The organism is Pseudomonas sp. CDFA 610, assembly GCF_021147865.1.
In the GTDB taxonomy this organism is placed as follows: Bacteria; Pseudomonadota; Gammaproteobacteria; order Pseudomonadales; family Pseudomonadaceae; genus Aquipseudomonas; species Aquipseudomonas alliivorans.
Genome location: NZ_JAGTPM010000005.1, coordinates 56,487 through 78,531 on the forward strand (window position 1 = coordinate 56,487; position 22,045 = coordinate 78,531).

Here is a 22,045-nt window from a genome sequence, read left to right on the forward strand (position 1 = left end):
GCCCGATCAGCCTTCTATCTCGATCAGGACTTCGCCCGGATTCACGCGGTCGCCCTTGGCGACATGGATGGCCACGACCTTGCCGGCAATGGAGGCCTGAACTTCGGTTTCCATCTTCATCGCTTCGGTAATCAGTACGGCCTGGCCGACCTTGACGATGTCGCCCTCCTTGACCAGCACATCGACGATGTTGCCCGGCATGGTGGTGCTGACGTCGCCCGGCGCATGTGCCTGCTTGCGCTTGCTGGCGCCACCGCTGACAAACTCGTTGAGCGGTTCGAACACCACCTCTTCCGGCATGCCGTCAATCGACAGATAAAAATGGCGCTTGCCCTCGGCCTTGACGCCCACGCCAGTGATGTCCACACGATAAGTCTCGCCATGCACATCGATCACAAACTCCGTCGGAACGCCCTCGCCGCCTGCACGGGCAACGCTGCCCGCTTCGGGGATCGGCAGCAATACTTCAGGTGTCAGCGTTCCGGCAGCGCGCTCTTCCAGGAACTTGCGGCCAATGTCCGGGAACATGGCAAAAGTCAGCACATCTTCTTCGGATTTGGCGAGCGCTCCGATTTCAGCCCGCAGCTTGGTCATTTCCGGCTTGAGCAGGTCGGCCGGACGCACATCGATCAACTCTTCGTTGCCGATAGCCTGACGACGCAGCTTCTCGTCCACCTGACCCGGAGCCTTGCCATAGCCACCTTGCAGGTAAAGCTTCACTTCATTGGTGATGGTCTTGTAGCGCTCGCCAGCGAGCACGTTGAAAAACGCCTGGGTGCCAACGATCTGCGAAGTCGGCGTGACCAGTGGTGGATAGCCCAGGTCCTTGCGCACCCGCGGGATCTCGGCCAGCACTTCGTTCATGCGGTTGAGCGCGCCCTGCTCCTTGAGCTGGTTGGCCAGGTTGGAAATCATTCCGCCCGGTACCTGGTTGACCTGCACGCGGGTGTCGACGGCGGTGAACTCGCTTTCGAACTGGTGGTACTTCTTGCGCACGGCGTAGAAGTACAGACCGATGTCCTGCAACAGCTCCAGATCCAGCCCGGTGTCGAACTCGCTGCCCTTGAGCGCGGCGACCATGGATTCAGTGCCCGGATGACTGGTGCCCCAGGCGAAGCTGGAGATAGCCGTATCGATATGGTCCGCGCCGTTCTCGACCGCCTTGAGCTGACACATCGCGGCCAGGCCAGCCGTGTCATGGGAATGAATGAATACCGGCAGCGACTGCTCGGCCTTCAGCGCACGGACCAGTTCACCGGTCGCGAACGGTGTGAGCAGGCCGGCCATATCCTTGATTGCGACCGAGTCGCAGCCCATCGCTTCCATCTGCCGGGCCTGCGCCACGAACGCATCGATGGTGTGAACCGGGCTGGTGGTGTAAGCGATGGTGCCTTGCGCATGCTTGCCCGCGGCTTTTACGGCTTCGATGGCCACACGCAGGTTACGTACGTCGTTCATGGCATCGAAGATGCGGAACACGTCGATGCCATTCACGGCTGCCTTGGCGACGAACGCCCTGACCACGTCATCACTGTAATGGCGATAGCCCAGCAGGTTCTGACCGCGCAGCAACATTTGCAGGCGGGTGTTGGGAAGTGCCGCGCGCAACTGACGCAGGCGTTCCCACGGGTCTTCCTTCAGAAAGCGCACGCAGGCATCGAACGTCGCGCCGCCCCAGACTTCAAGGGACCAGTAGCCGACCTTGTCGAGCTTTTCGCAGATCGGCAGCATGTCTTCGGTGCGCATGCGCGTGGCCAGCAACGATTGGTGAGCATCACGCAGGATGGTGTCGGTGACGAGGATCTTCTTGGACATTTCAGTATTCCTTACAGGCCTGCGTGGGCGGCAATGGCGGCGGCGATGGCCAGAGCCAGCTCTTCGGGTTTGCGCTTGATCGAGTAGTTGGTCAGTTCAGGGTGGCTTTCGACGAAGCTGGTGTTGAACTCACCGCTGCGGAATTCCGGGTTGCGCAGAATTTCCTGGTAGTACGCGGCGGTGGTCTTCACCCCTTGCAGACGCATGTCGTCCAGGGCACGAAGGCCGCGGTCCATCGCTTCTTCCCAGGTCAGCGCCCAGACGATCAGCTTCAGGCACATCGAGTCGTAGAACGGCGGGATGGTGTAGCCGGTGTAGATCGCCGTGTCGGTGCGTACACCGGGGCCGCCGGGCGCGTAGTAGCGGGTGATCTTGCCGAAACTGGGCAGGAAGTTGTTTTTCGGGTCTTCGGCGTTGATCCGAAACTGCAACGCGAAACCGCGATGGATGATGTCTTCCTGTTTGACCGACAGCGGCTGGCCGGACGCGATGCGAATCTGCTCGCGAACGATATCGATCCCGGTGATTTCTTCGGTGATGGTGTGCTCCACCTGAACCCGGGTATTCATTTCCATGAAGTACACCTCACCGTCGGCGAGCAGGAACTCCACGGTGCCGGCATTCTCGTAGCCCACCGCCTTGGCCGCGCGCACTGACAGATCGCCGATGTAGGCGCGCTGTTCCGGGGTCAGTTGCGGGCTGGGGGCGATTTCGATGAGCTTCTGATTGCGGCGCTGGATCGAGCAGTCGCGCTCGAACAGATGCACTACGTTGCCGAAACTGTCGCCCAGAATCTGCGCTTCGATGTGCTTGGGGTTGACGATGCACTTTTCCAGAAACACTTCGGCCGAACCAAAGGCTTTGGTCGCTTCCGAGATCACTCGGGGAAACGCCTGCTCTAGTTCTTCGCGGCTGTTGCAGCGACGAATGCCCCGTCCACCACCACCGGAAGTGGCCTTGAGCATCACCGGATAGCCGATGCGATCCCCTTCGATCAGCGCTTCCTGAATGTCAGCGACGTTGCCTTCGGTGCCCGGTGTAACCGGCACCCCAGCCTTGATCATGCTGCGGCGCGCTTCAGTCTTGTCACCCATGCGGCGAATGACTTCAGCAGACGGACCAATGAACTTGATGCCACGTTCGGCGCAAATGTCTGCCAGTTCGGCATTTTCCGAGAGAAAACCATAACCGGGATGCAGCGCATCACACCCGGTTTCCACGGCGAGATTGACCAGCTTGCGGGGGTTCAGATAGCCCGCCAGCGGTTCGGCACCAATGCTATAGGCTTCGTCAGCGCGTTTGACATGCAGGGCATGCCGGTCGGCGTCGGAAAAGATGGCCACCGAGCGAATGCCCATCTCGGCACAAGCGCGCACGATACGGACGGCAATCTCTCCCCGGTTGGCGATCAATATTTTTGTTATCACTGGCGTTTCCTCGACCTTAAGGACCAACGTCCCGGCTACTTTTGTAACTGGGCATGTGACTGAATGCCGCAGGGACACCCTATGCCTGATCGACAATTAATAAAAATGAGTAAAAATTGGGTCAGTCATAAGTAAAAGCTTATAGTCATCATCCTGACCACTGACGGAAATCGATAACCATGCGTAAGTCATTGATGCGTATGACGTTGCGTCAACTGCGTATTTTCAATGAGGTGTGCGACCTGCGCTCGTACAGCCGGGCGGCCGAGGAAATGGCGCTGACTCAACCTGCGGTCAGCCTGCAGATTCGCCAGCTTGAAGAACTGATCGGGCAGCCGCTGTTCGAGTATGTCGGCAAAAAGCTGTATCTCACTGAAGCCGCCGAAGCGCTGCAGGCTGCCAGTAAAGATATTTTTGGCCGCTTGGAAAACCTCGATATGCAGCTCTCGGACATGCAGGGCTCACTGCAGGGCCAGTTGAAGCTCGCCATCGAATCGAGCTGCAAGTATTTCGTCCCGCACCTGTTTGCCGCTTTCAAACGCCAGCACCCGGAAGTCAGCCTGAACCTGACCGTGGTCAACCGTGCGCTGGTCATCAGAAGGCTGTCGGACAACCGCGATGATCTGGTCATCATGTCGATGGTGCCGCAGGACATGGGGCTGGAGTTTCTTCCATTCCTTAACAACCCTATCGTTGCCGTCGCGCCACCCGGGCATCCGCTGTGCAACCGCGCCGCGTTGAGCCTCAAGGACCTGGAGCCCTGGCCTCTTCTGACCCGCGAGCCGGGGTCGGGCACACGCCGGGCCTGCGAGGAATATTTCAAAGAGAAACGCGTGCACTTCGTGCAGACATCGGAAGTGTCTTCAAGCGAGGCGCAGCGTGAATGCGTGGTGGCCGGATTGGGACTGGCGATGCTGACACGTCACGCCGTGTGTCAGGAGCTGGCCAGCGGCGCTCTCGTGGAGCTGCCCGTGGCCGAGCTGCCGTTGTATCGAAGCTGGTGCGTGGTTCAAGCCAGAGACAAACGCCTGTCGCCAGTGGCACACGCTTTTCTGGCGTTCATTCGTAGCGAACGCGCGCAGATCAGCCAGCTTGTCGAACGCTTCGACGGCCGTCCTCGGACGGCGTGAGAGTCTGCCAGACCGGGCCGGTCACGCCGTCCAGATAGTCAGACAGATCCTGATTGAGCTGGCGTGCCTCACAGTAGCTCTCGATAGCGCGACGAAATTCCATGCGACGCTGATCTTCCTGCTGACGGCGGGTTTTCACGGTGCTGTTGGGTAAATCGTCGTAGTGCCGAGCCATGTCCAGTCTCCCAATACGTTTTGTGGAAATGCATCTTTACACCTCGCGGTTACGAAGACGCGGCGAAAACATGACAAGGCAGTTACATTTTCCAGGGGTATTGGTCGAAAACATCTAAATATGTATCGCGACTCCAGAGACTGAACGGTAGACACTGGCCCTGCAAGACGCAAATCACCGGCAATCGGCCGGTGAATGCATCCATGGAAAGGAGCTGAAAATGACTATCGAAAACAAAAACTGGAAGGCCCGCGATGACCGGATGCCAGGTGTCAACACCCTCAAAATCTCCGGCACCGTAACCGTACCTACCAGCAACACCACCGCTGTACTGGTTCCAAACGGCAGGCCAAGGGCGCTGAGCCATCTGAGTCTGGACCTGATTCTGGAGACCCAGGGTGTCGACCTGCAAGTCCTGACCGAGAAGGAAGTCGTATACACCCAGCGTAGCGGTGCGGACATTACGTCGGTCAGCATCTACTACAACAATGAATTGCTGGCATCCATTGATGGTGTAGAAGTTACCCATTGATGAGCGCGTAACAGCCTTTCGCATAACGACGCCCGCCAGTGATTTGAAGGTCTCTGGCGGGCGTTTCAGTGGCTGTCTGCTACTGACTGCGAACGCTGTCAGTCTTCGTGAGGCTTGATCGATTTCGGCGACAGACGCAGGCTGCGCAAGCTGCGCTTGACGCTTTTGAGGTGGTTGACCAGGCTCGGCCCACGCGCCATGGCCACGCCCATCGCCAGCACATCGATGACCACCAGATGTGCGATGCGCGAGGTCAGCGGCGTATAGATCTCGGTGTCTTCGTGAACGTCGATGGCCAGATTGACCGAAGACAGCTCGGCCAGTGGCGTCTGGCTCGGGCACAGGGTAATAAGGGTCGCGCCGCTCTCACGCACCATGTTGGCGGTGATCAGCAGATCCTTGGAGCGACCGGACTGGGAAATACACACCGCAACATCTGTCGGCTTGAGCGTCGCGGCCGACATGGCCTGCATGTGCGGGTCGGAGTACGCCGCCGCCGTCAAAAGCAACCGGAAGAACTTGTGCTGCGCATCGGCCGCCACGGCGCCGGACGCCCCGAAGCCATAGAACTCGACACGATTGGCACCGGCCATGGCCGTCACCGCCAGTTGCAGCGCATGGGGATCGAGGTTCTCCCGCACTTCCATCAGGGTGTGCAGGGTGGTGTCGAAAATCTTCAGGCTGTAGTCGGCGACCGAATCGTCTTCATGAATCGCGAACTGTCCGAAGCTGGCACCCGCCGCCAGGCTCTGGGCCAGCTTGAGCTTGAGGTCCTGGAACCCGGTACAACCGATGGCGCGACAGAAGCGAACGATGGTTGGCTCGCTGATGCCTACGCTATGGGCAAGATCAGCCATGGAACTGTGCATCACAGCGGCAGGGTCGAGCAGCACATGGTCGGCTACCTTGAGCTCCGATTTGCGCAGCAGGTGACGTGACTGGGCGATGTGTTGCAGCAGATTCAAAAGGCAGACTCGGTAATGAAGCGGTGGGCGGGTTGTAGCTTTCTTGTAGTTATACTACATGACCTGCGAGACGCCCAGTTAAACGAACGTAGAACGCCTTAAACGGAATGAGGACGGGCAAATCGCTCTTTTTTGTGGGAATAATCCTACATTATGCCGAGTCCACGACAACCACGGCGCTGTCTCAGCGCGACTGAATCAGCATCGCAGCCATGGCAGACGCCTCAATCGGCCGGCTGATCAGATAACCCTGTACCTCATCGCATCCATGCTCCCTGAGGAACTCCAGCTGACTCTGGTTTTCAACGCCCTCGGCGACCACCTTCAACCCCAGGCTGTGAGCCATGGAAATGATTGCCTGAATGATGGCGGCGTCTTCGGTGCCATCGCCCAACCCGCTGATGAATGCCCGGTCGATCTTCACGTAGTCCACCGGAAAGCGTCGCAGGTAACTCAATGAAGAGTAGCCGGTGCCGAAGTCATCGATGGCCAGCTTTACGCCCAGCTCACGCAACTGCTGAAAGGTCGCGATAATGTGTTCGACGCTGTCGAGCAACTGGCTTTCAGTCAGCTCCAGCTCCAGCCATTGCGGTTCCAGACCGGTTTCCTCAAGCACCTGCCGCACCAGACTCACCAGTTTCCCATGACGCAGCTGATGGACTGACAGGTTGACCGATACCCTGATCGGCGCCATGCCCTGACGCTGCCATTCGCAGGCCTGCCAGCATGCCTTGCGCAGCACGAATTCGCCGATGGCGCCGATCAGCCCGGTTTCCTCGGCAAGTCCGATGAACTCCCCCGGTGGCACCATGCCGCGCTGTGGGTGGTGCCACCGCACCAGGGCTTCGGCCGAGTCCAGACGCCCACTCCTCAAGCTCAGCTTGGGCTGATAAAAGACCAGCAGTTGATGATCTTCGATGGCCCTGCGCAACTGGATTTCCATTTGCAGGCGCTCCAGCGTACTGGCCTGCAGGCTCTCGGTGAAGAACTGGAAATTGTTGCCGCCCAGGTGCTTGGCGTGCTGCATCGCCATGTTCGCCTGACTCACCAGTGCCGAGACCTCACGGGCAGAGTCCGACAGCAGACTGATACCCACCGATGCGCTGATCACCAGTTCGTGGCCAGCCACCGATAGCGGTACGCGCAATTTGCCCAGCAGACGATTGGTTACGCGGGCCAGGCTGGAGAGGTTCGAGTAGCTGTCAAACAATACGCCGAATTCATCGCCCGAGAGCCTTGCGATCGTGTCGGCTTCCGGCATCGCGTTGCTCAACCGCCGTGCAATGTGCCTGAGCAATTGATCAGCGATTTCATGACCCAGGCTTTCGTTGAGCAGCTTGAAACGGTCCAGATTGATATGCAGCAGTGCCAGACTTCGACCTCCAGACCGCACACGCTCGCGAGCTTCACGCAGGCGCTCGTTGAACAGCGAACGGTTGGCCAGCCCGGTCAGTTCATCGAAATGCGCCAGATAGCGCATGCGCTCTTCAGCGGCACGTCGCGACGAAAGATCGGAGAAAAAGCCGACAATATGGCTCAATTTCCCCGCCTTATCGCGCACGACGTTCAACTGCAGCCATTGCGGATAAAGCTCACCGTTCTTGCGCGCTTCGACGAGTTCGCCCTGCCATTGACCGGTCTGCTCCAGTGATTGATGAATGGCCTGAAAGTGACGCCGCGCATCGCGGCTGCTGGCAATGTCCGTCACCCGGCGCCCGATCAAATCATCTGGCTGATAGCCACTCACCCGGCTGAACGCCTGATTCACCGTGAGGATGCAGTAGTCCGGATCGAAGATCACGATGCCTTCGCTGGCGGCGTCAAAAACGGTGGCGGCCAGGCGCGGCGGGCTTTTGCTCAACGCCTGATTGGCTTCCTCCAGCTCAAGCGTGCGCTGGGCCACACGATCCTCCAGCCCGATCTGCGCCTCTCTCAAACCGCGTTCGGCTTCGCGGCGCTGATCGATTTCGTGGGCCAGCTCGGTGTTGAGTGCCTCACTGGTCGCCTGCGCCTGCTGCAGATGCTCGATCAAAGCCTGATTCTGGAAGCGCCTCAGCAGGCTGCGCTCCAGCAGATGATTGACCTGCCACGCGACTACGCTCAAGGCAAACAGCAGGATGAGTCCGAGCCAGCCCCAACCACGAAACGGCACGTCCCCGCCCCAGAACAGGTACAGAATCGGAGGCAACAGGCAGGACAGGCTGAACACCAGAAACGCGGAAATGCTGACGGCGTAGGCGACGCTGGCGGACAGAATCGCAGCGCCGATCAGGCCGAACACCCAGGCCTGCTGCTCAAAGTTTTCCACCGGGACCAGCACCACTGCCGCAGCGGCCAGGGTCAGGCCACTGACACACGCGCCCATGAGAAACATCCTGCGCCAGACCGGTTGTGCCTGACGCTCTCTGGATGCCGACTCGAACGCGGCGACCTGAGTGATCCGAAGGCAGACAAGTGCAGACAGCCAGCCCAGCCAGATCCACACCAGCAAATAGCGTTCGGCGCCCCAGAGCAACCAGGCGCAGACCAGACCGTTCAGAAACATGAACAGCGTTGGCAGCAGTGAGCCCTGATAAAGAAGACGCGTGCGTTCGAGCGCCAGGGGCGCGGCGAACTGCCGGTAGAGGTCGCAGCGAGTGTTTTCAAGGGCCTCGCCCGCGCTGAAGCGGTATGTCATGGCGTCGTTCTTATCGTTGATCAGACCCCGCATGCGCCCGTTCAGGAGCGTTCAAACAGGGTCTTGGCCTTGAGCGTGTGCGGAGCATACACAAGGCTTCGGGCAGACCACACTGCCGGACTGAACAAAAGTATCAATTTGCCACTCCCCTGATCAATCAAGCCCCGCTCAAGGCACAGCGTGCCACGTTCGCGGCCCTGACCGACCGGTCGTCAGCGTCACCGGTTTTTTATTGCCTCACGCAAAGCATGGTTTGCCCACCATGACGCAGCACCCTAGAATGCGCCGATGCGCGATGATCTCTCTCTGCTTCTCAATTCCCTCAACGATGCCCAGCGTCAGGCCGTAGCCGCCTCCCTGGGTCGTCAGTTGGTCCTGGCCGGAGCTGGCTCCGGCAAAACCCGTGTGCTGGTGCATCGCATCGCCTGGCTGATGCAGGTCGAGCAAGCCTCCCCGCACTCAGTGCTGTCGGTGACGTTCACCAACAAGGCCGCTGCCGAGATGCGTCATCGCATCGAGCAACTGATGGGCATCAGCCCGGCAGGCATGTGGGTCGGCACGTTCCACGGCCTGGCGCACCGCCTGTTGCGGGCGCACTGGCAGGAAGCCGGGCTGGTGCAGACCTTCCAGATCCTGGACAGCGACGACCAGCAGCGCGTGGTCAAGCGCGTGATCCGCGACCTGGGTCTGGACGAGCAACGCTGGCCGGCCCGTCAGGCACAGTGGTTCATCAATGGGCAGAAGGACGAAGGTCTGCGCCCACAGCACATTCAGGCCAGCGGCGATCTGTTCCTGACCACCATGCGCAGCATCTATGAAGCCTACGAAGCGGCCTGCCAGCGGGCGGGCGTGATCGACTTCTCGGAACTGCTGCTGCGTGCTCTGGACCTGTGGCGCGACAACCCTGGTCTGCTGGCGCACTACCAGCGTCGCTTCCGCCATGTGCTGGTGGACGAGTTCCAGGACACCAACGCCGTGCAGTACGCCTGGTTGCGCCTGCTGGCCCAGGGCGGCGACAGTCTGATGGTGGTCGGCGACGACGACCAGTCCATCTACGGCTGGCGCGGCGCGAAGATCGAGAACATTCACCAGTACTCGTCCGACTTCCCGGACACCGAAGTCATCCGTCTTGAGCAGAACTACCGCTCCACGGCGAGCATCCTCAAAGCGGCCAACGGCTTGATCGTCAACAACAGCGGTCGCCTGGGCAAAGAGCTGTGGACCGATGTCGGCGACGGCGAACTGATCAGCCTGTACGCCGCCTTCAACGAACATGATGAAGCGCGTTATGTGGTCGAGACCATCGAGAGCGTGCTCAAGACCGGTATTTCGCGTAACGATATCGCCATTCTGTACCGCTCCAACGCCCAGTCTCGGGTGCTGGAAGAAGCGCTGCTGCGCGAGCGCATTCCATACCGCATCTATGGTGGCCAGCGATTCTTCGAGCGTGCCGAAATCAAGAACGCCATGGCGTACCTGCGCTTGCTGGAAGGTCGCGGCAACGATGCAGCGCTTGAGCGGGTCATCAACGTCCCGGCTCGCGGCATCGGTGAAAAAACCGTCGAAGCGATCCGCGAGCATGCCCGCCATGCCGACGTGTCGATGTGGGAAGCCATGCGCCTGCTGGTGGCCAACAAAGGCCTGACCGGCCGTGCGGCGACTGCGCTGGGCGGGTTCATTGAGCTGATCGAGAACCTGTCGGCCAAGGTCATGGACATGCCGCTGCACCTCATGACCCAGACCGTCATCGAACAGTCCGGGCTGATCACCTATCACGAGCAGGAAAAAGGCGAGAAAGGCCAGGCACGGGTAGAAAACCTTGAGGAACTGGTCAGCGCTGCACGTGCTTTCGAGAACACCGAAAGTGAAGAAGACCTCACCCCGCTGGCCGCCTTCCTCGGGCATGCGTCGCTGGAAGCCGGTGACACTCAGGCCCAGGAGCACGAAGAAAGCATCCAGTTGATGACGCTGCACAGCGCAAAGGGGCTTGAGTTCCCGCACGTGTTTCTGGTGGGCATGGAAGAAGGATTGTTTCCGCACAAGATGAGCCTGGAAGAGCCCGGCCGTCTTGAGGAGGAACGCCGTCTGGCTTATGTAGGCATTACCCGCGCGATGCAGCAACTGGTCATGACCTACGCCGAGACGCGTCGCCTGTACGGCAGCGAGACCTACAACAAGGTTTCGCGTTTCGTACGCGAAATCCCGCCCGCGCTGATTCAGGAAGTGCGCCTGTCCAACAGCGTCAGCCGGCCGTTCGGCGGCACGCAGAAGGTCAATAACAGCAGCCTGTTCACCGGTACCGGCATCCCGGAAACCGAGTTCACCCTGGGCCAGCGTGTGCAGCATGCCGTATTCGGCGAAGGCGTGATCCTCAACTTCGAAGGCGCAGGCGCTCAGGCCCGTGTGCAGGTCAACTTCGCCGAGGGCAGCAAGTGGCTGATGATGGGCTACGCCAAGCTGGTGGCGTTGTAACCGTTTCTGCGGAAGTGTCGGGTTGAATGCGCAGCGTGTAGGCGGCTTGCCGGCGATGCATTTTTTGAAGCGACCTGTCAGCGACTGAACGGACGCCATCGCTGGCAAGCCGCCTCCCACAGTCAGTTGATTGCTGCAAGACGTGCGTATAACTGAACGCGTCGGCGACCAAGCCCACAAGCCGCAGCGAAATGTCTTACGCTGTTTGTGTAAAAGTCCGAAACATTAACGCGCTGGTCATGCAGCCATGTGCTGTGCAACATGACGCGCGTGCAATCACAAAACGGGAATACCCATATGCAACGTTTTCTTAGCTTCGCGATGGCGCTGTGCATCGGGCTCACTCTGAGCCTGGATGTGAACGCCGCGCGTTTCGGTGGTGGCAAGAGCATGGGCTCGGCCCCGACCCATCAGGCGCGCCAGACTGCGCCTTCCACGCCTGCCGCAGCCCCTAACGCTGCCGGACGCCCGACACCTGCCGCCAGCGGCGCATCCCGCTGGCTGGGTCCATTGGCCGGTATCGCTGCCGGTGGCCTGCTTGCAGCCATGTTCATGGGTGACGGCTTCCAGGGCCTTCAACTGTTCGACATTCTGATCGTTGGCCTCATCGCCTTCCTGATCTTCCGCTTCATTGCGCGCAAGCGTCAGCAGAACCAGCCGAAAATGGCCGGTGCCGGTGCGCCTTACCAGCGTGAAGTCAGCCAGCCTGCGCAGAACCCGATTTTCGGCAGCAGCTCGGCCGCTTCCGCCGCACCGGTGATCAACGCGCCAGCCTGGTTCAACGAGGAACGCTTCCTTGAGGCCGCTCGCAGCCACTTCCAGTCGCTGCAGCAGCACTGGGACGCCAACGAGATGGACAAGATCGCAGAGTTCGTCACCCCGCAAATGCTCCAGTTCCTGAAAAAGGAACGTGCCGACCTGGGCGACGGCTTCCAGTCGACTTACATCGACAACCTCAACGTCCAGCTGGACGGTGTCGATGACCGCGCAGACAAAACAATCGCGACCCTGACATTCTCGGGCGTTTCCAAAACTTCGCGCTTTGATCAGGGCGAAGTGTTCAGCGAAAGCTGGAACATGGAACGGGCGCAAGGCGACAATCAGCCATGGCTGGTAGCGGGAATTCGCCAGAACGGTTGAACCAGATTCCGTTATTGCGTTCAGAACCCCGGACATGTCCGGGGTTTTTTGTTTATCCGTTCGGATAGTTATTTTGAGAAAGGCTTTACGCTACTGTATAACCCGCGCCATCAAGTAAGAGGATCCGTGTCGTGGAAGAAGTCATCGAACAATTGCGTGAAGCGAACGAACCGGTTCCGGTTCCGCTCGAACTGCCCGATGAAGACCTGTTGGTCGAGATCGAAGAACAGCTGTTCATCAACATTCCGTTCGTCTTCAAGGAGTTTCTCCTGACAGTCAGCGACGTGGTGTATGGCAGCCTCGAGCCCGTCACGGTCACTGACCCGCAGTCGCACACCTACCTGCCGGATGTAGCCGCAACCGCCTGGGACGACGGTGTACCGCGCGAGCTGATTCCGATCTGCCAGGACGGCGACGACTACTACTGCGTCGAAGAGGACGGCACCGTGCTGTTGTGGTCCGCCGAAGAAGAACTGGTCACCGAAGAGAGCTGGGAATCGGTCTGGCACTGGGCGCGGGACGTCTGGCTGGAAAGCTGATACCCGCTGGCAGTGCCTGCCGAACGTGCGTCACCGGGCTCAATGCCCGGATGACTCCTGATTGTTGTTACCCAATGTCTCTATCAACGCCAGCTGCATGCGCGTGTGCACGCGAATGAACCAGCGCCACAGCAGTGCAGCGACAAGCGCCGCCACCAGCGTGATGACCAGCAACAGCTCGTTGGCCGGCAGAATGCCGGCTGACAGCGCAGCCAGCATGACGAAAATCAGCGCCAGCGAAAGCAGCGGAATAACCTCCGCCAGGATCTTGCGTACCCGCACGGTGTGACGCCCGGCCATTTCCGGTTTGACGCCCATCTCTGCCAGAAGCATCGACAGCGCCTTGAGCTTGCGATATGCCGCGATCAGGAACGGCAGCGACAACAGCAACGCAGCACCACAGATCAATGCCTTCTGATAGCTGATATCCGCTACCCATTCGCTCATGTAGCCGCCAATGCGCTCGGCGAAATATCCGCCACTGAAGAAGATCGCCATCACCAGCGCCAGATTGACGCCGACCTGCAGCAGGATGCGACGGATCATCTGCGCCAGCACCGCCCCTTCCCCTTGTGGCTGAATACTGCGCAGCCATTCACCGTACATATTGAACACCCGCGCAACGCGCCCGGGCACCATCATGGCGAGCCTGTTCGACAGCGGGTCGGCACCACGAATCAGGTAAGGCGTCAGCAGAGTCGTGATGGCAGACACCGCGACCGCCACTGGATACAGGAAATCACTGGTCACCTGCAGCGTCATGCCCAATGCCGCGATGATGAAGGAAAACTCGCCAATCTGTGACAGCCCCATGCCTACACGCAGGGAGGTTCGGCCATCGTTGCCCGCGAGAAACGCGCCCAGCCCACAGGACAGCATCTTACCCAGCACCACCGCGACGGTAATCACGGCGATGGGCCAAGCATAATCGAGCAGGATTTTAGGGTCGATCATCAGCCCGATGGCCACGAAGAAAATCGCACTGAACATGTCTCGTATTGGCTCGATCAGGCGCTCGATCTTTATCAGTTCCCTGGATTCAGCCATGATTGCGCCGATCAGGAAGGCGCCCAACACCATGCTGTACTCCAGCTTGACGACCAGCAGGCAGAAACCGAAGCACAGCCCCAGCACCGTCACCAGCAGCATTTCGTTGCTTTCGAATCTGGCCACGTAGGCCAGCACGCGCGGCACCAGCAGAATGCCGATCACCAGCGCAACGATCATGAACAGTGACAGCTTGCCGACGGTCGAGAACACCTCGCCAGAGCTGACCGATCCGCTGACCGCGATGCCGGACAACAACGCGATGATGCCGATCCCGAGGATGTCTTCGACGATCAGCACCCCGAAGATCAACTGAGCGAAGCGCTCGTTCTTCATCTTCAGGTCGTTAAGCGCCTTGACGATGATGGTGGTCGAGGAGATTGCCAGAATCGCGCCCAGGAACAGCGAATCCATGGTTTTCCAGCCAAAGAACTGGCCGATCTCGTAGCCGATCCAGATCATCAGGGCGATTTCGAGGAACGCTGCAATGAACGCCGTGGCACCGACCTTGAACAGCTTGCGCAAACTGAACTCAAGGCCCAGACAGAACATCAGGAAGATCACCCCCAGCTCGGCGAGGGTCTTGATGGTGTCTTCGTCATGAATCAGGCTGAACGGGGGCGTGTGCGGGCCGATGATGAAGCCTGCGACGATGTATCCCAGCACGACGGGTTGCCGCAGCCGGTGAAAAAGAATGGTCACCACGCCCGCCACCAGCATGATCACTGCCAGGTCCTGGATAAAATTGATGGCATGCATTGGGGTGTGGCTCCTTTGGGTGATGAGTTCCTTGACCGGTAGTGACGTAATGGTCGCGTCGCCTGCCGAAATTTCGTCATCCAAATCTGACGCAAACGTAGGAAAAAACCCGATCCACGGGTTTTTGAAGGTTAACACTGCACTCTTCGACAAAAAGCCGGTGCAATATATAGAAACAGATGGAGTGACGCGTGACGGGCAGTGAATGGCCAGCGTCCCGATACTGTGCAGCCTGAGTGACTGCAACACCTCGAGCGCCAGCATAGGCGTCCTTGAACACCTTGACCGTGTGAGCACGCTATGGAACCCGGAAACGCCCAGCTGTCGATGACTGTATTGATGACCCCGGACATGGCCAACTTCTCTGGCAACGTGCACGGCGGTACGCTACTCAAGTACCTGGATGAAGTGGCTTATGCGTGCGCAAGCCGTTATGCCGGTCGCTACGTGGTCACGTTGTCCGTGGACCAGGTGATCTTCCGTGAGCCGGTGCATGTCGGCGAACTGGTGACCTTCCTGGCATCGGTAAACTACACCGGCAACACCTCGATGGAGGTCGGCATCAAAGTGGTGACGGAAAACATCCGCGAGCGCTCGGTACGCCACTCCAACAGTTGCTTCTTCACCATGGTAGCGGTTGATGACAATCGCAAACCGGCGAGCGTCCCGCCATTGGAACCGGCAACCCCTGAAGCCAAGCGACGTTATATCCAGGCGCAGCAACGCCGCCAGATCCGTCAGGAGCTGGAAAAGCGTTACCAGGAAATCAAGGAAGAAGCGCTCTGAAGAACGGGCTCAGGCAAGGAAGCCTGAGCGGCAGTCCTTTCGGCCATTACAGCCTGACGGCTTCGAAACGCACCCGCGGATGGGCGATACGGTCCTGAGCACGAACCAGTTCCAGTTCGTAACTTGCGCACGCCTGGGTTTCCAGCAGCACTTCGTGCACCGCAGACGCGGTGAATTCGAACGCCGCCACCAGATCATCGCCCAGCAGTATGCGCGACAGGAACAGGCCCGAGGTCAGGTCGCCCACACCCACCGGCTGGCGCGGAAACGCCAGCAATGGACGTCGCAGGTGCCAGCTGGCGTCGGCGGTCACCAGCAGCATTTCAAAACCGTCCGCTGCCTTGCCGGGGTAGTCCAGATGCTTGACCACCACGGCTTTCGGGCCGCGTGCCAGCAGCGCTTTGGCCATCCCCAGGCAATCGAGCAGTGACTCAGGCTTGCGTCCCGAGAAGCTGTCCAGTTCAAGCTGGTTGGGGCACAGGAAGTCGGCCATGGCGGCGGCCTCTTCCAGTAGAAAATCGCTGACTTCAGCCGGGACGATGCACCCCTTCTCAGGATGACCCATCACTGGATCGCACAGATAAAGTGCCTTGGGGTTGGCCGCCTTGATGCGTGCGACGCCGGTCAGGATGGCACGTCCTTGCGCGGCACTGCCCAGATAGCCGGAAAGCACGGCATCGCAGTTGCCCAGCTCGCCGATCGCGGCAATGCCATCGATCAGGGCCGGAATCTGCTGCGGGGCCAGCACTTCGCCGGTCCACTGCTTGTATTGCGTGTGATTGGAGAACTGAACCGTGTTGAGCGGCCAGACATTGACCCCGATACGTTGCATCGGAAACACCGCCGCACTATTGCCTGCGTGGCCGAAGACCACATGGGACTGGATAGCGAGCAAGTGGGGTGTACGTTTCATGGGGATATCCTGAACACGATGCAAATGCAGTAATGAGAAATATAAGTCGCACAGTATGGCTGTAAATCACTCAGGACAGTTAAGCTGGTGGCTCCTTTGCTGGAGCACTCCGTCATGCTGACCCTGGGAAACATTTTCGTGCTGATGCTGTTCGCAAGCGCTGCGGCCTGGTGGTGGCACGCCCATGGTCTGCGCGAGAAAGCGCTGGAGCGCGTCAAACAGCACTGCGCCCGCCTTGAGCTCGAACTGCTGGACGGCAACGTCGCGTTGCGCCGCCTCACTTTTGCACGCGATGCCCAAGGCCACAAGCGGCTGGCCAGGGTATACGGCTTCGAATTCACCGTCACCGGTGAACAGCGCCACCCTGGCACCATCACCATGTTCGGCGCACACACCGCTCAGATCGAACTGGCCCCCTACCCGTTCGAAATCAAGACGCCACCGCCCAGCGCCGAAATCATCCAGATGAGTGAGTGGCGTCAATCGCATCAGAAGTGGAAGCAGTAGGCGCTGTTTTGGGGCTTGTCAGTTGTAAGACCGCGCCCTATCACGTGCCTGCCAACAGGCACTCGGCCATCTGTTTCTGCAACACGTCTGCATCCTGAGGCGCCGAAAAGATCAGTTCCAGCCGCGAGTCCTGTCGCCACTCACTGAGCTGCCAGGCCAGCCGCCCACCTTGCGCAACATTGCCTGAATACCAGCCGCCTGCGCTGTGGATAACCATTTTCGCGCGCTGCCAGTTCAGGCTTTCAAGCCAGAGCAGCACGCGCTGAAGATCGAATTGCTGTGACGGATGCCAACGCCAGCCGATACTCCATCCATCCCCGCCTGGATGGCTGAGGCAGACAGGCACGCGGGGATCGGCCCAGACGGTCGGTAACTGGCCAATACTGCGAGGTACGGTCAGGTTATCCACAACGTTTTTATCCACAGCCGTAGACGTTCGATAACCGGGTAATCGAGCGAGAGGCAGTTCACCAAAACGCGTCCACAGCAAAGAATGCCCCGCAAGCTCATCAGCCAGCGCCTTACGAGACGTTTCCTCCAGGTGTTCGGATTTGTTCATCACCAGCAAACCCGCCATGGCCAACGCTTCCTGCTGGGTCACTGCCAACGGCTGCCCATCGCGCATCGCGGCCGCATCCAGCACCATCACACTGGGCAGCACGTCGAGCACGCCGAGCCAAGGTGCCTCGCGCAACTGCGCCATGAGTTGCGCAGGATGCCCCAGCCCCGACGGCTCGATCAGCAGCCGATCAGGCCTGGCCTTGCGCAGCAGGCGACCCAGCCCGATCTGAAACGGCACACCGTTTACACAGCACAGGCAGCCGCCAGCCACTTCGCCAAGTGCGATACCATCCTCGGCCGTGGTCAACAGTGCGGCGTCCAGACCGATCTGCCCGAACTCGTTGATCAACACCGCCCACCGCTCGCTGGATGGCTTTTGTGCCAGCAACTGTCTGATCAGGCTGGTCTTGCCGGCACCCAGCGGGCCACCGATGACGTGAGTCGGAATGTTCTGCAGCATTAAAATGACTTCTACGCGTGCGTTCGTGATTGAAGAGCAAGGAAAGGTAACCATGCAAGCCATGAAGCTGTCTGCCGGGCTGGCACTGATACTGTTGGCGTTGTCTTCAGGTGAGACCCGGGCTCAGGCGTGTCTGGTACACAGTCAGGCCGAAAGACTTGACGTCAAGGTATGCCAGGAGAATATCAATATCCCGGCAAACCTGTTCCACGACAGCTTCTGTCAGCCGCAACTGGCCGGCCAGAAGACCGAGGTCGTCTACTCGCCGCAATGCCCGACCGGTGCATTCGGCGTGTGCCGTAATGCGCAGGTCGCCAACATGCCTTATCGCGAGCATATCCATTATTACGGCGTGGCGAGTGACGCCTTGTATCTCAAGCCTTTCTGCGAAGGTCAGAGCAAGGGTCAGTGGATCACGCCGTAACAGCCTTCAGGCCAGCCAGTCCAGCGTGAGAATCAGCCTGCGCTCATTGCCCTCAAGTGCCGGCGAGCGATGCACCAGACCCGCGCCCTCGTTCCCACGCCAGCGCTCCCCCTTGAGTAGCGCGACATCTGCGGTGTTGATCTGCTGGATGACACGGGTATCCAGCGGCTCGAATTCAGCGCGGCCCAGTTGCCTGCGATCAATGTCACCTTCCTTGAGCCATTGGCTGCCACATCCGGCATACGTGGTAATCAAACGTACAGGCACGTGATCGACATGAAAGCGCGGGCACATCGCCTTGTCGAGCACCCGCAGGCGCAGGCCGACGCAGTCGCTACCCAGCAGGCACGCATAGGCACTGACCAGCCACGAGACGTCGGCGATGAAGCCGTCGTATCCCTGCAGGTCGGCGTAACCCGACGCCAGTGTGCGCAGATCCGGTTCCAGATCGCCGCCCTTCACGTCCAGCGTCAAGGACTCGGACAGCGGCTGGCCCATCGATAACAGCAATGCACCAAAGTCTTCAATGTGCGCCGGTAACTGACGCTGCCAGACAGCAAGGTTGACGCCGTCTTCCAGCACTTCACCCAATACGTCAGGGGTCGGTCCGCAAGCCTGCCGGATCGTCGTTTGATGGTTCAGGGAATGAGCAAGCATCAGGCGGCCACCTCTTCGTGCCAGGGACCGAACGGGTCGCGCAGGGTGCGCCAGCGCTCGGAGCCCGCGGCCATTTCGTCGTCGGTCAGCAGGCATCCGTCCAGCTCGGCGGTCAATTGGTCAAAATCGATGTTCTGGCCAATGAACACCAGTTCCTGACGGCAGTCGCCAGTCTCCGATGACCAGTTGCCCAGGATAGACGCGACATTTTCCTGATCGTCAGGCCAGCTCTCACGCGCGACGAAACGCCACCAGCGGCCCGCAAACCCGTGTCGCATCAAACCGCCCGCCTGAGACCAGCTGCCAGCGTCCTTGTACTTGCTGGCGAGCCAGAAAAAGCCCTTGGAGCGCAGTAGCTTGCCGTTGGTCCAGGGGCGGTTGATGAAGTCGAAGAACCGCTCCGGGTGAAACGGGCGACGTGCCCGGTAAGCCGTGGACGCGATGCCGTATTCCTCGGTTTCCGGCAGGTGCTCGCCGCGCAGCTCCTTGAGCCAGCCCGGTGCCTGAGAGGCACGGTCAAAATCAAAACGCCCGGTATTGAGAATCTTCGCCAGCGGCACTTCGCCCATCACCATTGGAATGATGTCGGCGTCAGCGTTGAGGCTTCTCAGGATGGCGATCAGTTCTTCGCGCTCGCTGGAACTGATCAGGTCGATCTTGCTGAGCAGGATCACGTCGGCAAATTCGATCTGCTCAATCAGTAGGTCGGTAATCGAACGGTCGTCGTCCTCACCCAAGGTTTCGCCGCGCGTGTCCAGACCGTCGGCGGCTTCGTAATCGAGCAGAAAATTCACACCATCGACCACCGTCACCATGGTGTCGAGACGCGCCAGGTCGGTCAGGCTCTTGCCTGCCTCGTCGCGAAAAGTGAAGGTCTCTGCAACGGGCAACGGCTCGGAAATGCCGGTGGATTCAATCAACAGGTAATCGAAGCGCCCGTCCTGTGCAAGGCGACTGACCTCTTCGAGCAGGTCCTCGCGCAAGGTGCAGCAGATGCAGCCGTTGCTCATCTCGACGAGCTTTTCTTCAGCGCGGTTCAGGCTGACGTCGCGCTGGACTTCACCGCCGTCAATATTGATCTCGCTCATGTCATTGACGATAACGGCCACACGCAGGTTTTCACGATTGCGCAGCACGTAATTGAGTAAGGTGCTCTTGCCAGCGCCGAGAAATCCGGACAGTACAGTAACGGGTAAGCGGTTCGACATCAGGATTCTCCAACCGGTCTGCAAGGCTTCAGCCTTGTTCGTACTGGCTGCAACGAATCCATCTGGCAGCCAGCTCTAATCACCGCCAGATGTTATAGTATAACAACACAAAATAGCTATATGGCTTCGCGAAGGGTTCGTCATGAAACAGGTCTCGTCAGGGTTGATCGCGTTGCTGGCTCTGGCCTGCACACAAGCCATGGCTGCCGGCGCACGGCCTGCCGCCGATCTTGCGCTGTGCACGCGCAGCGCCACCGTGCTGGCGTGCAGTGATGCGCAGGGCAATCACTACAGCGTCACCACGGCCGGACAGACAACCTGGCTGAGAGGCTATGAAGTGCTGGATAAACGCCGTTGGGTGCAGACCAACAGTCGCTACGACCAGTTGACGTTTTTTACAGGGCTGGCCTCGGACGGTGAGGCCTGGATCGGCACCATCCAGCGTGTGGGCTGGACGACGATCACGCGGGTTTCAAGCTCTGATGGTACGCGCAGCAAGATCACCTGCAGCCGCTTGAATGGCTGCAGGTAACGCAGATCAGACCTGCTGTTCCTGCTTCTGCGCCTGCATCCAGGCCATGTGTGAATCCATGGGCGGGTTGCGCTGGAAGTAGCGTTGCAGGCCTTCGAACAATCCGTCGGCGACCGCTTGTTGATGGCGCGCCGTGACCAGACGCTGACTGTCACGGGTATTGGAGATGAAACCTGTCTCGACCAGGATCGAAGGCACGTCCGGCGACTTGAGTACCGCGAAACCGGCCTGTTCCACGCGTTTCTGGTGCAGCGTGGTGATGCCTTCAAGGCTGCCCAGAATGGTATGGCCCAGTTGCATGCTGGCCGCGATGGTCGCATTCATCGACATGTCGAGAATCACCCCCGCCAGCATCGGGTCCTTGTCCTTGAGATTAAGCAGCGAGCTTGCACCCAGCAGGTCCGCGCCGTTCTCACGCTGGGCCATGAAACGCGCTGTGGCAGAGGTGGCGCCACCTTCCGACAACGCAAACACCGACGCACCGGATGCGGTCAGGCGTGGTGCTGCGTCGGCATGCACCGAGATGAACATGTCAGCGTTGGACTTGTGTGCGAACTCGACACGCTTGCGCAGTGGTACGAAGAAGTCATCGTTGCGCACCAGTCGTACGTCGAAACCTTTTTCGCGCTTGAGACGCTTGGCCAGCAACTGCGCGATGGACAACACCACGTCTTTCTCACGCTCACCGCGAGAGCCCACTGCGCCGGGATCCTTGCCGCCATGCCCCGCATCGACCACGACCATGATGTCGCGCCCGCCAGTACGTGCCTTGGCGGGCTCCTTGACGGGCACCGGCGGTGGCAGCTCGGCCATCTGTACCGGCGCACGTACCGTGGAACTCATGTCCAGCACCAGGCGATGGCCCTGATCACCCTGAGGGCCGAGCAGAAAGCTGTTCAGTTGCACGGGCGCGGTCAAGTCCAGCACGATGCGTGTGTCATCGCCCGAACCGTAATGGCCGGAGCGAATGGACGTGATAACAGTCCTGTCCAGCGCCAGTTGGCTGAAATCACCGGTCAGCCGTGAGCCGCTGACGTCGATGATCAGGCGATCCGGGGCTGTGAGGGTAAAGGTTTTGTATTGAACGGGACCGCTGAGATCCAGAACCAGACGCAGCTTGTCATTGGTCCGCCACAGGCGTGCGTTACGGATTTGCGTGGCATAAGCGCCCAGCGGCAAGGTCAGGGCCGCACCGGCCAGGAGCATATTGAGCAGCATTTGGCGTCTGTGCATGGGATGTCTCAAGCGCAAAAACGAGCATCCCGGCTCAGGAAGGTTTCATCCATGACATTAGTAACAATATAACATGCAGTTACGAA

General features: G+C 59.5%; 20 protein-coding genes. 9 read left to right on the forward strand and 11 right to left on the reverse strand.

The annotated features are described in order from the left end of the window. Nucleotides 1–6: 6 nt before the first annotated feature. Together oadA and KDX39_RS10270 are read right to left on the reverse strand one after the other, a co-directional pair. Nucleotides 7–1,815 carry a sodium-extruding oxaloacetate decarboxylase subunit alpha gene (gene oadA, locus KDX39_RS10265; RefSeq protein ID WP_231660262.1) on the reverse strand — a complete coding sequence of 603 codons (1,809 nt, stop codon included), beginning with the start codon at nt 1,813–1,815 and terminating at the stop codon, nt 7–9. Between the two features lie 11 nt (nt 1,816–1,826). Further along, nucleotides 1,827–3,242 carry an acetyl-CoA carboxylase biotin carboxylase subunit gene (locus KDX39_RS10270; RefSeq protein WP_099231194.1) on the reverse strand — a complete coding sequence of 472 codons (1,416 nt, stop codon included), beginning with the start codon at nt 3,240–3,242 and terminating at the stop codon, nt 1,827–1,829. 194 nt (nt 3,243–3,436) lie between these two features. Between KDX39_RS10270 and KDX39_RS10275 the strand changes: the two genes are divergently transcribed. Next, nucleotides 3,437–4,372 carry a LysR family transcriptional regulator gene (locus tag KDX39_RS10275; protein WP_231660525.1) on the forward strand — a complete coding sequence of 312 codons (936 nt, stop codon included), beginning with the start codon at nt 3,437–3,439 and terminating at the stop codon, nt 4,370–4,372. Here KDX39_RS10275 and KDX39_RS10280 read toward each other — a convergent pair. Next, the gene (locus KDX39_RS10280) at nt 4,326–4,547 is read right to left on the reverse strand and encodes a PA3496 family putative envelope integrity protein (protein ID WP_231660264.1); all 222 of its coding nucleotides are present in this window, start codon (nt 4,545–4,547) and stop codon (nt 4,326–4,328) included. The genes KDX39_RS10275 and KDX39_RS10280 overlap by 47 nt on opposite strands. 220 nt (nt 4,548–4,767) lie before the next feature. Between KDX39_RS10280 and KDX39_RS10285 the strand changes: the two genes are divergently transcribed. Then, a complete protein-coding gene (locus KDX39_RS10285; protein WP_231660266.1) occupies nt 4,768–5,079 on the forward strand; it encodes a hypothetical protein in 312 nt (103 codons plus the stop codon). Between the two features lie 98 nt (nt 5,080–5,177). Here the strand turns inward: KDX39_RS10285 and hexR are convergent, their stop codons facing one another. Further along, entirely contained in the window at nt 5,178–6,044 is an 867-nt protein-coding gene (gene hexR, locus KDX39_RS10290; protein ID WP_004881672.1) for a transcriptional regulator HexR, read from the reverse strand. Nucleotides 6,045–6,228: 184 nt separating this feature from the next. Then, nucleotides 6,229–8,721 (reverse strand): putative bifunctional diguanylate cyclase/phosphodiesterase, encoded by a 2,493-nt coding sequence (locus tag KDX39_RS10295; protein WP_231660267.1) that lies wholly within the window; start codon nt 8,719–8,721, stop codon nt 6,229–6,231. A 288-nt stretch (nt 8,722–9,009) separates the two neighbouring features. Here KDX39_RS10295 and uvrD point away from each other — a divergent pair, with 288 nt between their 5' ends. The 3 genes from uvrD to KDX39_RS10310 all read left to right on the forward strand — a co-directional run bounded on the left by uvrD (nt 9,010) and on the right by KDX39_RS10310 (nt 12,872). Further along, the gene (uvrD, locus tag KDX39_RS10300; RefSeq protein ID WP_231660269.1) at nt 9,010–11,193 is read left to right on the forward strand and encodes a DNA helicase II; all 2,184 of its coding nucleotides are present in this window, start codon (nt 9,010–9,012) and stop codon (nt 11,191–11,193) included. Between the two features lie 297 nt (nt 11,194–11,490). Next, nucleotides 11,491–12,333 carry a Tim44 domain-containing protein gene (locus tag KDX39_RS10305; RefSeq protein ID WP_231660270.1) on the forward strand — a complete coding sequence of 281 codons (843 nt, stop codon included), beginning with the start codon at nt 11,491–11,493 and terminating at the stop codon, nt 12,331–12,333. Nucleotides 12,334–12,464: 131 nt separating this feature from the next. Beyond that, nucleotides 12,465–12,872, forward strand: coding sequence for an SMI1/KNR4 family protein (locus KDX39_RS10310; RefSeq protein WP_004881680.1), 408 nt, complete (start codon nt 12,465–12,467; stop codon nt 12,870–12,872). 39 nt (nt 12,873–12,911) lie between these two features. Here the strand turns inward: KDX39_RS10310 and KDX39_RS10315 are convergent, their stop codons facing one another. Beyond that, the gene (locus KDX39_RS10315) at nt 12,912–14,678 is read right to left on the reverse strand and encodes a cation:proton antiporter (RefSeq protein WP_231660272.1); all 1,767 of its coding nucleotides are present in this window, start codon (nt 14,676–14,678) and stop codon (nt 12,912–12,914) included. Between the two features lie 300 nt (nt 14,679–14,978). On the opposite strand from KDX39_RS10315, the gene KDX39_RS10320 reads away from it, so the two are divergent. Next, nucleotides 14,979–15,464, forward strand: coding sequence for an acyl-CoA thioesterase (locus tag KDX39_RS10320; protein WP_099231176.1), 486 nt, complete (start codon nt 14,979–14,981; stop codon nt 15,462–15,464). A 46-nt stretch (nt 15,465–15,510) separates the two neighbouring features. On the opposite strand, the gene pdxY is transcribed toward KDX39_RS10320, so the two are convergent. Then, nucleotides 15,511–16,377: a pyridoxal kinase PdxY gene (pdxY, locus tag KDX39_RS10325; protein WP_099231174.1), complete on the reverse strand. Its 867-nt coding sequence runs from the start codon at nt 16,375–16,377 to the stop codon at nt 15,511–15,513. Nucleotides 16,378–16,491: 114 nt separating this feature from the next. On the opposite strand from pdxY, the gene KDX39_RS10330 reads away from it, so the two are divergent. After that, nucleotides 16,492–16,884 carry a DUF3301 domain-containing protein gene (locus KDX39_RS10330; protein WP_004881684.1) on the forward strand — a complete coding sequence of 131 codons (393 nt, stop codon included), beginning with the start codon at nt 16,492–16,494 and terminating at the stop codon, nt 16,882–16,884. A gap of 40 nt (nt 16,885–16,924) precedes the next feature. Here the strand turns inward: KDX39_RS10330 and KDX39_RS10335 are convergent, their stop codons facing one another. After that, a complete protein-coding gene (locus KDX39_RS10335) occupies nt 16,925–17,905 on the reverse strand; it encodes a CobW family GTP-binding protein (RefSeq protein ID WP_231660273.1) in 981 nt (326 codons plus the stop codon). Nucleotides 17,906–17,957: 52 nt separating this feature from the next. Between KDX39_RS10335 and KDX39_RS10340 the strand changes: the two genes are divergently transcribed. Further along, nucleotides 17,958–18,329, forward strand: a complete 372-nt coding sequence (locus KDX39_RS10340; protein ID WP_210070444.1) for an NADH:ubiquinone oxidoreductase — start codon at nt 17,958–17,960, stop codon at nt 18,327–18,329. 6 nt (nt 18,330–18,335) lie between these two features. Here the strand turns inward: KDX39_RS10340 and KDX39_RS10345 are convergent, their stop codons facing one another. Next, entirely contained in the window at nt 18,336–18,986 is a 651-nt protein-coding gene (locus tag KDX39_RS10345) for a DUF1826 domain-containing protein (protein ID WP_231660275.1), read from the reverse strand. Then, entirely contained in the window at nt 18,986–20,194 is a 1,209-nt protein-coding gene (gene zigA / locus KDX39_RS10350) for a zinc metallochaperone GTPase ZigA (protein ID WP_231660276.1), read from the reverse strand. Before zigA ends, KDX39_RS10345 begins: the two co-directional genes overlap by 1 nt. Nucleotides 20,195–20,336: 142 nt before the next feature. On the opposite strand from zigA, the gene KDX39_RS10355 reads away from it, so the two are divergent. Further along, the gene (locus tag KDX39_RS10355) at nt 20,337–20,726 is read left to right on the forward strand and encodes a glutamine synthetase (protein WP_184322482.1); all 390 of its coding nucleotides are present in this window, start codon (nt 20,337–20,339) and stop codon (nt 20,724–20,726) included. A 6-nt stretch (nt 20,727–20,732) separates the two neighbouring features. Here KDX39_RS10355 and KDX39_RS10360 read toward each other — a convergent pair whose 3' ends face one another. Continuing rightward, nucleotides 20,733–21,959 (reverse strand): N-acetylmuramoyl-L-alanine amidase, encoded by a 1,227-nt coding sequence (locus KDX39_RS10360; RefSeq protein ID WP_099231162.1) that lies wholly within the window; start codon nt 21,957–21,959, stop codon nt 20,733–20,735. Between the last annotated feature and the right edge of the window lie 86 nt (nt 21,960–22,045).